Origin of the sequence: Marinobacter sp. AC-23, assembly GCF_001858325.1 — a bacterium.
In the GTDB taxonomy this organism is placed as follows: Bacteria; Pseudomonadota; Gammaproteobacteria; order Pseudomonadales; family Oleiphilaceae; genus Marinobacter.
In genome coordinates this window covers 1-12,353 of the sequence record NZ_MBPP01000046.1, presented here as the reverse complement: position 1 = coordinate 12,353, position 12,353 = coordinate 1, and the positions used below count along the sequence as shown (strand labels likewise).

Annotated in this window: 9 protein-coding genes and 4 pseudogenes; 5 read left to right on the top strand and 8 right to left on the bottom strand. The window is 53.8% G+C overall.

Annotated elements, in window-relative coordinates:
• Positions 1-20: 20 nt before the first annotated feature.
• The 7 genes and pseudogenes from BCA33_RS14845 to BCA33_RS14815 all read right to left on the bottom strand — a co-directional run bounded on the left by BCA33_RS14845 (position 21) and on the right by BCA33_RS14815 (position 7,816).
• Entirely contained in the window at positions 21-1,013 is a 993-nt protein-coding gene (locus BCA33_RS14845) for an MBL fold metallo-hydrolase (protein WP_071267056.1), read from the bottom strand.
• Positions 1,014-1,135: 122 nt separating this feature from the next.
• Positions 1,136-2,113 (bottom strand): tRNA-dihydrouridine synthase, encoded by a 978-nt coding sequence (locus BCA33_RS14840; RefSeq protein WP_071267054.1) that lies wholly within the window; start codon positions 2,111-2,113, stop codon positions 1,136-1,138.
• Between the two features lie 148 nt (positions 2,114-2,261).
• A pseudogene (gene katG / locus BCA33_RS14835) lies at positions 2,262-4,432 on the bottom strand (catalase/peroxidase HPI).
• A gap of 147 nt (positions 4,433-4,579) precedes the next feature.
• A complete protein-coding gene (locus BCA33_RS14830; protein WP_071267052.1) occupies positions 4,580-4,798 on the bottom strand; it encodes a DUF2835 domain-containing protein in 219 nt (72 codons plus the stop codon).
• Positions 4,799-4,803: 5 nt separating this feature from the next.
• Positions 4,804-6,695, bottom strand: a pseudogene (gene htpG / locus BCA33_RS14825) (molecular chaperone HtpG).
• A 220-nt stretch (positions 6,696-6,915) separates the two neighbouring features.
• Positions 6,916-7,349 (bottom strand): annotated as a pseudogene (locus BCA33_RS14820) (PaaI family thioesterase).
• Positions 7,346-7,816, bottom strand: coding sequence for a PaaI family thioesterase (locus tag BCA33_RS14815; RefSeq protein WP_071267050.1), 471 nt, complete (start codon positions 7,814-7,816; stop codon positions 7,346-7,348). Before BCA33_RS14815 ends, BCA33_RS14820 begins: the two are co-directional and overlap by 4 nt.
• 152 nt (positions 7,817-7,968) lie before the next feature.
• Between BCA33_RS14815 and BCA33_RS14810 the strand changes: the two genes are divergently transcribed.
• From BCA33_RS14810 to BCA33_RS14795, 5 genes are all read left to right on the top strand, one after another.
• A complete protein-coding gene (locus BCA33_RS14810; RefSeq protein ID WP_071267119.1) occupies positions 7,969-9,201 on the top strand; it encodes a M48 family metalloprotease in 1,233 nt (410 codons plus the stop codon).
• 170 nt (positions 9,202-9,371) lie between these two features.
• Positions 9,372-9,722, top strand: coding sequence for a hypothetical protein (locus BCA33_RS22040; RefSeq protein ID WP_254774443.1), 351 nt, complete (start codon positions 9,372-9,374; stop codon positions 9,720-9,722).
• On the top strand, positions 9,713-9,916 hold the full coding sequence (locus BCA33_RS22035; RefSeq protein WP_254774442.1) for a hypothetical protein: 204 nt from the start codon (positions 9,713-9,715) through the stop codon (positions 9,914-9,916). Before BCA33_RS22040 ends, BCA33_RS22035 begins: the two co-directional genes overlap by 10 nt.
• The gene (locus BCA33_RS14800; protein WP_071267048.1) at positions 9,916-11,103 is read left to right on the top strand and encodes an iron-containing alcohol dehydrogenase; all 1,188 of its coding nucleotides are present in this window, start codon (positions 9,916-9,918) and stop codon (positions 11,101-11,103) included. The genes BCA33_RS22035 and BCA33_RS14800 overlap by 1 nt, the downstream gene beginning before the upstream one ends.
• A gap of 186 nt (positions 11,104-11,289) precedes the next feature.
• Positions 11,290-12,072 carry an ABC transporter substrate-binding protein gene (locus BCA33_RS14795; RefSeq protein WP_071267046.1) on the top strand — a complete coding sequence of 261 codons (783 nt, stop codon included), beginning with the start codon at positions 11,290-11,292 and terminating at the stop codon, positions 12,070-12,072.
• 30 nt (positions 12,073-12,102) lie between these two features.
• Here the strand turns inward: BCA33_RS14795 and BCA33_RS14790 are convergent.
• Positions 12,103-12,353 (bottom strand): annotated as a pseudogene (locus BCA33_RS14790) (ABC transporter ATP-binding protein); the annotation flags it as partial.

The following is a 12,353-nucleotide window of genomic DNA, read 5'->3' as shown; positions in this document are numbered from 1 at the left end:
TTCGCTGAAAGAGGCTGATTTCAGTCGCAACCAGCTGTGCAGCGGCCATCGCCGTTAAATGCGATGGTGTGCCCGCTCAAAGGAACATGCATGGGGGCGTTTACCAGGCTCCTGAATAAGGCCGTTCGAGTATCCTCCCTTAGCTCTCCACCAGATGTTGCCGGCTCATTGGCATGTGAGGCAATCACGGCTTTCGGTTTGATCAGCTCATTGATCACGTAAGCCGCTTCCTTTGGCCCTGTCGTGTATGTGTCGCCAATATTCATGACCACAAGTTCAGCGCGGTAATGGTCGTTCACCACCAGTTTCTGCTCGGCGGTAATGCCAGTATCCCCGGAAAGATAAACCACCAGGCCATTTGAAAAAGTTAACACATAGCCAGTTGGCGCACCGACACTCGCGCTAACGCCTGACGCTTTCAAATGTTCCGCCAGCGGGCCGGTGAGAAACGCGGGGGAAACCCCATTACTATGAGCTGCTGGTACCGTAGTGATGGCCACGCCGCCGACTTCCAGGTTCCCACCAAAGCGCACTAGCATGGAGTTAGCAGGGTCACCGCCAGCAGCTTCAAGCTTAGTAGCAAAAAATGCAGGCATCTCACTGCCAGTAACGATCTTTGCCTGTTTTTTTACCGCAATATCCACGGAGTTGGATTGCGGCAAAGTGACCACTGGGAATTCTGGCCCACCGCAATTACCGGCATTCGTTTCTTTGATTCGGCGATCACCCAAATGGTCACCGTGCATGTGAGATACCAGAACGACATCAATATTGCCAAGGCGAGGATCATGGGGGCCAGCTACGGTACGGCCAGCATCGTAAAGAATGCGGGTACCATTCGGATCCTCAAACACCATGGCCCGGTCCAGCACACAGAACTCGCCATCATGACTACCCAGGGGCGTGACCTTCACGTCGCCCTCTGCGGCCGTTGCCAAAGATACCAGCCCCAAAGACAGGAAAAACCCGCCAACGATCCCTTTCAAAACTCCAGGTTTCGATTGTTTGGACATTAGAACCCCTCCGTTGTGGTTTTGATTGTATTAACCACTTAATTACGAACGCACGACCAATGTATACCAGTGTAGTTCGCAATCAGAAAGGACCGGAAGAAGTGCTCAAAGAAAAAGAAAGATCAGGCTGCCCGCACAGCGATCTGTGATGCGGGTATATCCTGCTCAAGGCAGGCGAGCATTGGTGCCACCTCGCGGATTTTTCGAGCCTTGGGCCATATAGCCTCAGCTTCCGAAAAGCCTTGTCGCAGGAAGTTCAGCCACTGCTTGATGCGACCAGTTACATAACGGTCTTCCAACCAACCCTGAAGTACCTCGGCGTATTCCCTCACCAGCACCACAGCTTCTGGCCAAGCCAAATCGTCAATCTCAACGCCCTGCTGGCTGGCTTTGATCTTACGAGCCAGATCGGGCCTTGCGATCAGGCCCCGGCCAATCATGACATCGTCACAGCCAGATACCTCACGGCAACGCCAATAATCGGCCACGGTCCAGATCTCACCGTTGGCAATGATTTTGGCCTTCACCGCTTCTCGCGCCCTGGCGATTTCTTCCCAGTATGCAGGCGGTTTGTAGCCATCCACTTTACTGCGCGCATGGATAACGATTTCTTCTGCCCCGGCCGCTTCCAGCGCCTGAGCACAGGCAACACCCATGGAGCGATCGTCGTACCCCAAGCGCATTTTTGCCGTTACCAGAACATGCGCCGGCAACGCTTGGCGTACCGCCGCTGTGATGTTGTGCATCAATTCTGGCTCACGCATCAGCACACAACCGCCTTTGTGCCGGTTCACTGTTTTGGCAGGGCAACCAAAGTTGATATCAACCTGAGTGGCGCCTAGCTCAACAGCTCTGCGCCCATTGCGGCCCATTTCTTCCGGGTCTGACCCAAGAAGCTGAATCGCTACCGGCGTACCCACCTGCGTGAGAGATTGGTTATACAGTTCAGGCGCAAACTTGTAGAAAACGCGAGGAGGCAACAGGTTATGAGTCACGCGGATAAATTCCGTTACGCACCGGTCTATACCGCCGACCTTCGTGAGGGTTTCACGAATAGGTGCGTCAACCAGCCCTTCCATCGGGGCAAGAATAATTCGCATGAAGGCTCCAGAAGCTAAAAGAAGAAAATCAGAATGCAGCTGATCAAAAATCAGGCGGGGAGGATTGTAAGGAATTTGGCGGGAAGTTGGTAGCCGGACGCTCTCTTGTGCAATTTCCTATGAGAGCGCCTGGCCTGTTGCTATCGATTTACTTCTGTATGTCGAAACGGTCTGCGTTCATGACCTTGGCCCAGGCAGCAATGAAGTCCTTTACGAACTTCTCCTGGTTGTCGTCTTGCGCATACACTTCGGCGTATGAGCGTAGGATGGAGTTCGAACCGAACACCAGGTCCACACGGCTTGCCGTCCACTTCATCTGGTCGCTCTTGCGGTCGCGAATCTCATAGAGATTATTGCCGGCAGGCTTCCAGGTATTGTTCATGTCGGTCAGGTTCACGAAAAAATCATTCGTCAACTGGCCTTCACGGTTAGTGAAGATACCGTGTTTGGTGCCGCCATAATTGGTGCCGAGCATACGCATGCCACCCACCAGAACGGTCATTTCCGGGGCCGTCAAACCCATCAGTTGGGCTCGGTCGAGCAACAGTTCTTCAGGCTTGACCGCATAGTCTTGCTTCAGCCAGTTGCGGAAAGCATCTGCCAACGGTTCCAGCGGCTCGAAAGATTCGGCGTCGGTCATCTCGTCGGTGGCTTCGCCACGGCCCTTGAGGAAGGGAACACGCACGTTGTAGCCAGCAGCTTTTGCAGCCTGCTCGATACCGACACTCCCCGCCAGCACAATAACGTCTGCCACGCTGGCGCCTGTGTCAGCGGAAATTTGCTCGTACACTCCGAGCACCTTGGCAAGACGCGCAGGCTCGTTGCCTTCCCAGTCTTTCTGCGGCGCCAGACGAATGCGGGCACCGTTTGCACCACCGCGCATGTCCGAGCCGCGGTAGGTCCGCGCGCTATCCCAGGCGGTACTCACCATGTCGCCAACGCTCAGCCCACTTTCAGCAATCTTTACCTTGACCACTTCTTCGCAGTAGTCGGTGTTGCCAGCTGGAATCGGGTCTTGCCAAATCAGATCGCCGGCCGGGACTTCCGGACCAATGTAGCGAGCTTTCGGCCCGAGATCACGGTGGGTCAACTTGAACCAGCCACGAGCGAAGGCGTTCCTGAAGTATTCGGGATCGGCCATGAACTTCTCACAGATGGCCCGGTACTTCGGTCCATCTTCATGGCCATATCGGCGTCGGTCATGATCGGGTTTCGGCGAATGGAGGGATCGCTGGCATCAACCGGCTTAACCTCTTCCTCCATATTAATGGGTTCCCATTGCCAGGCACCGGCCGGGCTTTTCTTCAGCTCCCACTCATAGCCAAACAATAGGTCGAAATAGCCCATGTCAAACTGGGTTGGATGCGAGGTCCAGGCGCCTTCAATGCCCGAAGACACAGCGCTGCTGGCTTTACCATCTGAGTTGGGGTTGCTCCAACCCATGCCCTGGTCTTCCACGTCGGCCGCTTCAGGCACGGCGCCCAGAGCGCCAGCATCACCATTACCATGACACTTGCCAACGGTGTGTCCGCCAGCCGTCAGGGCTGCCGTTTCTTCATCGTCCATCGCCATGCGGGCAAAGGTCACTCGTATCTGCTCACCTGTTTTAAGCGGGTCCGGCTTACCGTTCACGCCTTCAGGGTTCACATAGATCAAACCCATCTGAACGGCTGCCAGCGGGTTTTCCATGGTCTCAGGTTTATCCACGTCTTCGTAACGCTCGTCTGATGGCGCCAGCCACTCTTTCTCTGAACCCCAGTAGATGTCTTTCTCCGGGTGCCAGATGTCTTCCCGGCCAAAGGAGAAGCCATAAGAAGGCAAACCCATGGATTCATAGGCGACGGTGCCCGCCAGAATAATCAGGTCAGCCCAGCTGATCTTGTTGCCATACTTTTTCTTGATCGGCCACAGCAAACGGCGGGCTTTATCGACGCTGACGTTATCCGGCCAGGAACTGATCGGTGCAAACCGTTGATTGCCGGTGCCACCGCCGCCACGGCCATCGGCTAGTCGGTAGGTGCCCGCTGAGTGCCACGCCATGCGGATCATCAAACCGCCATAGTGACCCCAGTCTGCAGGCCACCAATCCTGGCTATCCGTCATCAAGGCGTGGAGATCTTTCTTGATAGCACCAAAATCGAGGTTCTTAACCTCTTCGCGGTAATTGAAGTCGTCACCCAGCGGGTTGGTCTTGCGATCATGCTGATGCAAAATGTCGAGGTTCAGCCCCTCCGGCCACCAACTCATAACACTGCGATTTCCAGTAGAAGTAGCTCCGTGCATCACGGGGCATTTGCCGCCCGTATCGTTGTTAGACATTGTACTCTCCTGTTTTTGCATCATTGCAAAAATTGACCTCTAGAAAATCAGCTTAGTTCCTCTATCCATACCAAAAACAATTAATAAAAAATAACGATCTGAGAGTTTTTGATTATCGGCGCCAAGCAGGGTTAACGCGAGGATGGCTCAAAGCCTTTCAATGGAGGAGAACTTGCCGGAGGCATCAAACAGAATACGGAAGCTGCCCCGCACACCGTTCTGGAGATAAAACCTGGAGAGAATACGGGCCGGGAAACGGACAGAGCGTCCGTCCCGGGCCGTGGTGCGAACATCAACGGCAACGCCCTGATAGAGCTTTATCCACTCTTCAGGACTGATGCTTATGTCCACAATAATCTGATGCATACAGCTTAGTTAGCCAGTTCCAGCAACAGACGGTTCAAGCGGGTTACGTAGGCACCTGGTCTTGCAGCTGTTCGCCGCTTGCCAGTGTGGCCTGGTCCAGAAGCACCGCTGAGAGCTCGTTAAAGCGCTCATCGCCCTTCTCGCTTTCCAGGCGTTGAACCAGCGGGTGATCCACGTTGATTTCAAAGATCGGCTTGCTGTCTGGAACCTTCTGGCCCGCCGCTTCCATGATCTTCTTCATCTGGGCACCCATATCAAAGTCGCCCACTACCAAGCACGCCGGTGAATCCGTAAGGCGGTTGGTTACCCGCACTTCCTGAACCCGGTCACTGAGGGTGGTTTTGATTCGTTCGAGCAAATCTTTGTGCTCTTCTGCGGCTTCTTCCTTGTGCTTCTTGTCTTCCTCGGTTTCCACTTCGCCAAGATCAAGATCGCCACGGGCAACGTCTTGAAGCTGCTTGCTGTCATACTCGGTGAGGTAACCCGCCATCCACTCGTCAATACGATCGGAGAGAATCAGTACCTCAATGCCTTTCTTGCGGAACACCTCAAGGTGCGGACTGCTCTTGGCTGCCATGAAGTTATCAGCAGTGATGTAGTAGATCTTGCTCTGACCTTCTTTCATCCGCTCGATGTACTGGTCCAGAGACACGTTTTGTGTGCTCTCACCTGTGTGCGTAGAAGCAAAGCGCAGCAGGCCGCCGATTTTCTCGCGATTGCTGAAATCTTCCGCAGCGCCTTCTTTGAGAACCGTGCCAAACTCGCCCCAGAACTTCTGGTATTCCTCTGGCTCTCTCTTGGACAGCTTCGACAGCATATCGAGCACACGCTTGGTTAGTGCGGTACGAATGCTATCCACAGTGGCGTCGTTTTGCAGGATTTCGCGGGATACGTTCAGGGACAGATCGTTGGAATCCACCACACCTTTGGCAAAGCGTAGGTACAGCGGCAGGAACTGTTCGGCGTCGTCCATGATGAACACGCGCTGTACGTATAACTTCAGGCCACGGGGCGCGTCGCGCTGATACATATCAAACGGTGCGCGGGCCGGGATATACAGCAAGCTGGTGTATTCCAGTTTGCCTTCCACTTTGTTGTGGGACCAGATCAGCGGGTCTTCAAAATCGTGCGCAATGTGCTTGTAGAATTCTTTGTATTCCTCGTCTTTAATTTCGGTACGAGGCAGAGTCCACAAGGCGGTCGCGTCGTTAACGGTTTCGTCTTTGCTCTCTTCGCCTTCTTCGGTGGGCTCGGATTTCATGATCACCGGGAAGGAGATGTGGTCCGAATACTTTTTAACCAGGTTGCGCAGGCGGAATCCGTCGGCAAATTCGCTGGCCTCTTCTTTTAAGTGGATAACAATTTTGGTGCCGCGCTTTTCACGGGCTACGTGTTCGATGGTGAATTCGCCATCGCCGACCGATTGCCAGTGCACACCTTCTTCAACAGGCGCGCCTGCACGGCGGGTAAATACATCCACTTTGTCGGCAACGATAAAGGCTGAGTAGAAACCCACGCCAAATTGGCCGATCAGCTGGCTGTCTTTCTTTTCATCGCCAGAGAGTTGCTGAAGAAATTCAGCAGTGCCGGAACGTGCAATGGTGCCCAGGTTTTGCACAACGTCTTCACGGCTCATGCCGATGCCGTTGTCGGCCAGTGTGATGGTGTTGGCTTCTTTGTCGAAATCGAGGCGGATTTGCAGTTCGGATTCGCCTTCGTATAAGCCGTTGTCTTTCAGGGCGGCAAAGCGCAGCTTGTCTTCGGCATCGGAGGCGTTGGAAATCAGTTCGCGGAGGAAGATTTCCTTATTTGAGTACAAGGAATGGATCATCAGCTGAAGTAGCTGTTTTACTTCGGTCTGAAAACCTAGGGTTTCTTTTTGCGTTTCAACCGTCATTTTTTTCGTCTCTCCTGCAATCGACATATGGGGGAACACGGGAGCAAGGCTTTTCACCAAAACACGCTGTGAATACATCCGTGTACGCTCGGCTCCGCCATCCATGGCTCCGCACGGTTTTGGAGAAAAGCCTTGCTCCCGTGTTATCCAGCTTGTGAGTTCGTCTTGCAGGAAAATGGGGGCACTCCGGAGGTTTTCAAGTCCCGGAGTGGAGTCTCGGTCAGTCTTCTAGCAGGAAATGCGCTCGTGCGGTCGAAATCGGTTTGGAGCGGGATTTCTGCCAGGCAGTGATCATTACGTTTGCTACCCGGTTGCCTGCCGGGTTAGCTGGCATTCTGCATAGGTTTCGCGGTCGAGGCCGGCGCGCAGGTAATCCAGGGAAAAGTTGACGATGCGCGGCATGCGCATGGTTTCTTGCGCAAGCATTAGGTAGATCGCGGCGGAAAGCTCCATAAAGCCGCCGATTACGCCGCCGTGAATGGCGGGGAGTACCGGGTTGCCCAGGTTCTGGTCTTGTGCCGGCAGGCGAAAGATTAGGTCATCGCCAAACTGGTCGCACTCCAAGCCAATAAACGTGGCGTAGGGAATGCTAGTGATCAGGCGGGAGAAGTCACCGGTTTCGCGGGTGTAACGCAGGATTTCCGGATCGGTCATAGCGGGCCTCCGGTGATTTTTTCACGGTAGGCTTTTGGCAGTGCTTCGGGGCCTATACGCATGAAGGTGCCTACGCAGTTAGCCACGGTTTCGCCGCCTTCTTGGTAGGCTTCGCAGCGGGTGAATATAATGTTGCGGGTCATTCGGTAAACTTCCGCCCGGGCATAAACAGGCTTGTGCGGTTCGGCCGGGCGCATGTAATCAACCCGCAGATCCAGCGTTGGGCACAGTTCGAATACCTCCAGGGCACAGAGCATGAGCGAGCCAGATGTGGTGTCCATCAGCGTGGTGATGGCGCCACCATGAATCACGCCGGTATCCGGGTTGCCTATAATACGGTCATCGTATGGCAGGCACAGGGTAAGGCTGCACTCTGTGGTTTCTGTAACCGTTAAGCCAAGCTCGCGGGCCTGGTTGAGGGTTTCGATGAACCGGGTTACCCGGTCGGTTCGAATTTGGTCATCCATTCAGAACAAACCTGTGGTTCGTGTGTGGGTTTTGGGCTGCCGGTATTTAAAGCAGGCGGTAGCCGTGCAATTATATCTGTCAGGATATTCAATTACAGGAGTCGAGAGTGAAAAACGCCGTCTTGCAACGCTGTGCCCCGGTTTTGGCACTTATGCTGCTGCTTACCGGGTGTTCTGTAAACCCGGTAACTGGCGAAAACCAACTTTCGCTGATTGGTGAGAGCCAGGAACTCGCTATGGGTGCTGAGCAATATACGCCCACCCAGCAAACTCAGGGCGGGCAGTTTTATATCGACCCTGAGTTGACCCTGTACGTGCGGGAAGTGGGCAACAAGCTGGCCCGGGTAAGTGACAGGCCCGACCTGCCCTACGAGTTTGTTGTGCTGAACAGTAGCGTGCCCAATGCTTGGGCTTTGCCCGGCGGCAAGATTGCGGTTAACCGTGGGTTGCTGACGGAACTTGAGGATGAGGCGCAACTTGCCTCTGTACTTGGCCACGAGATTGTTCACGCGGCAGCGCGCCACAGTGTTCAGCGCATGCAGCAAGGGATGCTGATCAGCGCTGGTGTAGCAGGCTTGGGCTTTGCGCTTTCTGACAATGAGTGGGCAGGCCTGCTTATGGGTGGCGCAGCGGTGGGGGCACAGCTGGCTCTGGCGCAATACGGCCAGGGCGATGAATTGGAATCGGATCACTACGGCATGCTTTACATGAAAGAAGCCGGCTACGACCCGCAAGCGGCCGTAGAGCTACAGGAAATTTTCCTTGCGCTGTCCAATGGCCAGCAGGCCGGGTTTGTAGACGGTCTTTTTGCGACCCACCCGCCTTCTGCCAAACGTGTTAGCGAGAACAGTAAGCTGGTAAGCGAAATAGGTGGCGGCGGCTATCGCGGGGCCGATGTTTACAAGAAGAAAACAGCCACTCTGCGTAAGGTTCAGCCCGCCTATGACGCCCACGATGAGGCCATGAAGCTGGCGTCTGACGGCGATATGAATGCGGCTCTCAATAAAATCAACGAGGCCATCAACCTGCTACCCCGCGAAGCTATGTTCTACTCCTTGCGCGGCCGTATTTACCAGGAGCAAAAGAAGAACGACAAGGCCCAGGCTGATTTCGATAAGGCGGTGTCCATGTACCCCGAAATGTTCGTTTATCGCCTCAATAATGGTCTAACCGCATTGCAGCTTAATAACCTGAGCAAAGCACGAGAAAACCTGACCCGGGCTAACGAGGTTGTACCTACCTCCATCGCCTTTTTGCGGTTGGGCGATATTGCCGTAAAGGACAACAATCGCAAGGAAGCCATCGCTTATTACAGCAAAGCGGCGGAATCCAGCGGCGACATTGCTGAGGAAGCACGGAAAAAGCTGGCCGCTCTCACTCAGTAACATTGCTTATCTGCATAGCTTTAAAGGCCGAAATCCTTAGGATTTCGGCCTTTTTCGTTGCTGTTCATGGGCTTGCCGGAAAAGCGCAGGGTTGCCGTCATCATGATCATTGACTTTTAGAGCAATAACTCTAAAAATCAGTTATCAATAACCAAATTCAGGTAACGGGCATGTTAGCGAAACGTATCCAGCCTATGGCTTCCCAGGCAAAGCGCCTGTATGTAGAACTTATGTTCCAGGTTATGGGGCGTGCTCTTCAGGCGGTCAGTGAGGTTGATAGTGAGGTTCAAGGAGAAGCACAGGTGCTGCCTATAGGCTTCCTGTTTGAAATGATGGTAATGCCCGATGGCGCAAAACTGATTGTGGAACATATTGGTGAGGGCCGGTTCCACTACCACGGCAACTCGGCCCCTCGTCCCGTAGATGTCTCCATCCAATTTAAACACCTTACTCACGCCTTTTTGGTGCTGTCGTTCCAGGAAAAACCTCGGTCGCGTTTGCCCACGACCGCATGCTGGTAGATGGCGATGTAAGCTACGCCGTTCGTATGACCCGTGTACTCAATCGGCTTGAATCGTTCATTCTGCCCAAGATCATTGCCAAACGTGCGGTAAAAGAATACCCCGCAAACCTTCATCTCCCCGAAAAACTGATCAGTGCTGCACAGATTTACCTGAAGGTTGCCACTCACTTTGTCCAGACAGCGAGAGCCTAATGACCAACACTTACTACGAGTTCTTCTGCCCGGTAAAAGTTATTGCCGGCAAAGCCGCCCTTGAACATATCCCATACGAATTAAACGGTTTGGCCGCCAAACGCCCGATGATTGTGACCGATAAAGGTGTTCGTGCCGCTGGCCTGCTGGAACCGGTAATTACTGCGTGCGAAGAGAGTGGCCTGGATATCGTAAGCATTTACGACGATGTGCCGCCGGATTCTTCAACTACCGTGGTTCGTGATATTGCTGCCATTTACCGCAAGGAAAAGTGCGATTCCATTATTGCCATAGGCGGCGGCTCGGCCATCGACACCGGCAAGGCTGTGAATATTCTGGTTTCCGAAGGTGGGGATGACATTGCCAAGTATACGGGCGCTGGCGTGCTGAAACGCGCACTCAAACCATTCTTTGTGGTGCCCACCACGGCGGGAACCGGTTCGGAAGTCACATCCATTGCGGTCATCACCGATGAGAAAAAAGGCGTAAAACTGCCCTTTACCTCCTCGTACCTGCTGCCCAACGCGGCGATTATCGACCCGCGTATGACTCTAACGCTGCCGCCCCACATTACGGCAGCAACGGCCATGGATGCCATGACCCATGCCATCGAATCTTTCACCTGTATAGCAAAGAATCCGCTGAGCGATGCCTATGCTACGGCGGCTATCAAGAAAGTAAGCCAATCGCTGCTGCAGGTAATGGACAACCCAAAGGACAGCGACGGCAGGCTGGAGCTAGCGCAGGCGTCCACCATGGCGGGTATTGCGTTTTCCAACTCCATGGTTGGGCTGGTGCACTCCCTTGGCCACGCCACCGGCGCCATCTGCCACCTGCCCCACGGCTTGTGCATGAGCCTGTACCTGCCCTATGTGCTTGAGTACAACCTTGAAACCATTCGTGAGCCATTGGGCGAACTGTTGCTGTACCTGGAAGGCCCTGAGGTATACGCAGCCACACCCGGCAGCCGTCGCGCGGAAGCCAGCATTTCAGCCCTACGCAAGCTAAGGGATGCGCTTTATAAGCGGTGCCAATTGCCACGCACATTGAAAGAAACGGGCAAAATTACCGAAGGTCAGCTGGATCAGATTGCAGACATGGCAATGGACGATGGCTCCATCATGTTCAACCCAAAAGAAGTGACTCTTAAGGACGCTCGCGCCGTTCTGCAGCGCGCTTGGGCCTAACGGCCATTATAGGAGCAGGGCCCGACACCGGGGCGCTGCTCCTGGTTAACATTACATTACTCTCAAATATTGAAATAGCGGGGCAGACAAGTAACAATTGATCTCTTTCTGGCAGGGACATGGCCGGGTCATTCTTTCGCGGGCAGCATAGCCCGCAGCCCGTATGCTCGAAGAGAGTTCCCGTCAATGAAGCACCAAAAATACCACCTGCTCATCGCTCTCGCAAAACGCATAGTTTGCCTGCCCTTTTTGCTTACATTTGCTCTGGGCACAAACGCAGCCTTCGCAGACGACAAAAAAGTGTTCCGTTTCAATATCTCCCCGAACGGTTATCCGCCCTACATGATCGTAGATCAGGATGCGCCCTCCGGTATTATGTGGGATGTGGTTTCGCTGATTTCCGAGCGTTTGGGCTATCAAATAGTCGCTGAAAAAATTCCACGAAAACGTGTGGATCAGATGTTGCTGGATGGCTATATCGATGGCACATCACGAGCGGTTGAATGGACACACGAGCCAGAAAAATTCCTGTTTACCGAGCCGGTGGTAGAGGTTCAGGAAGTGTTCTTTACGCCGAAAGGCGCCAGCCAGACGTACCACTCCCCGGAAGATCTTGTTTCCAAAACCGTTGTCACTCACCTGGGCTACATATACCCAGCGCTGGAGCGGCACTTTAAGTCTGGTGCCATCAAGCGTTTTGACGTTTCCCAAGAGAGAGATATGTTTAACTTTTTACTGCACGGAGACCGTTTTGACGCAGCGGTAGTCGATTTGCTTGTAGGCAAATGGGTACTGAAAAACGAAGGCTTGCAGGACCAATTTACGGCTTCTTCAGGAGGCATTAGCTCTTATGGCTTTCGGGTGATGCTGCGCAAAGAGTGCCTGCCTTTTGCGAACAAGTTCAACATTGAGCTTGCCCGCATTCGCGAGAGTGGCGAGCTGGAAGCCATCCTCGCGAACTATCGATAAGCCAGTATTTCTGCTTGCCGAACCTCAGTTTTACTCAAGTCGCCTAAGTAAAAGCATGGGCGAAACACTCAACACAGGCCTGAGTTGCCAGCGCCCAAACAATGACAACACCACTGCACTGATGACCGGTATAGGCAGCACCACTTGCCAGTGCCAACTGAAATCACCCTCAAACATTCGGAACTGCAAAGCCCACACTGCCGCTTCAGCCGCAGCCACCCAAGAACTCCCGCAAAGCCACCGAGCAGCGCAAACTCCAGCATGGTGCTACGCACAAGCAG

Bases quoted from the DNA above. Each gene is read 5' to 3' on its own strand.
- BCA33_RS14800 (WP_071267048.1), top strand. From the start codon at position 9,916: ATGACCAACACTTACTACGAGTTCTTCTGCCCGGTAAAAGTTATTGCC.
- BCA33_RS14810 (WP_071267119.1), top strand. From the start codon at position 7,969: ATGCTGCTGCTTACCGGGTGTTCTGTAAACCCGGTAACTGGCGAAAAC.
- BCA33_RS22040 (WP_254774443.1), top strand. From the start codon at position 9,372: ATGTTAGCGAAACGTATCCAGCCTATGGCTTCCCAGGCAAAGCGCCTG.
- BCA33_RS14840 (WP_071267054.1), bottom strand. From the start codon at position 2,113: ATGCGAATTATTCTTGCCCCGATGGAAGGGCTGGTTGACGCACCTATT.
- BCA33_RS14830 (WP_071267052.1), bottom strand. From the start codon at position 4,798: ATGCATCAGATTATTGTGGACATAAGCATCAGTCCTGAAGAGTGGATA.
- BCA33_RS14815 (WP_071267050.1), bottom strand. From the start codon at position 7,816: ATGGATGACCAAATTCGAACCGACCGGGTAACCCGGTTCATCGAAACC.
- BCA33_RS22035 (WP_254774442.1), top strand. From the start codon at position 9,713: ATGCTGGTAGATGGCGATGTAAGCTACGCCGTTCGTATGACCCGTGTA.
- BCA33_RS14845 (WP_071267056.1), bottom strand. From the start codon at position 1,013: ATGTCCAAACAATCGAAACCTGGAGTTTTGAAAGGGATCGTTGGCGGG.
- BCA33_RS14795 (WP_071267046.1), top strand. From the start codon at position 11,290: ATGAAGCACCAAAAATACCACCTGCTCATCGCTCTCGCAAAACGCATA.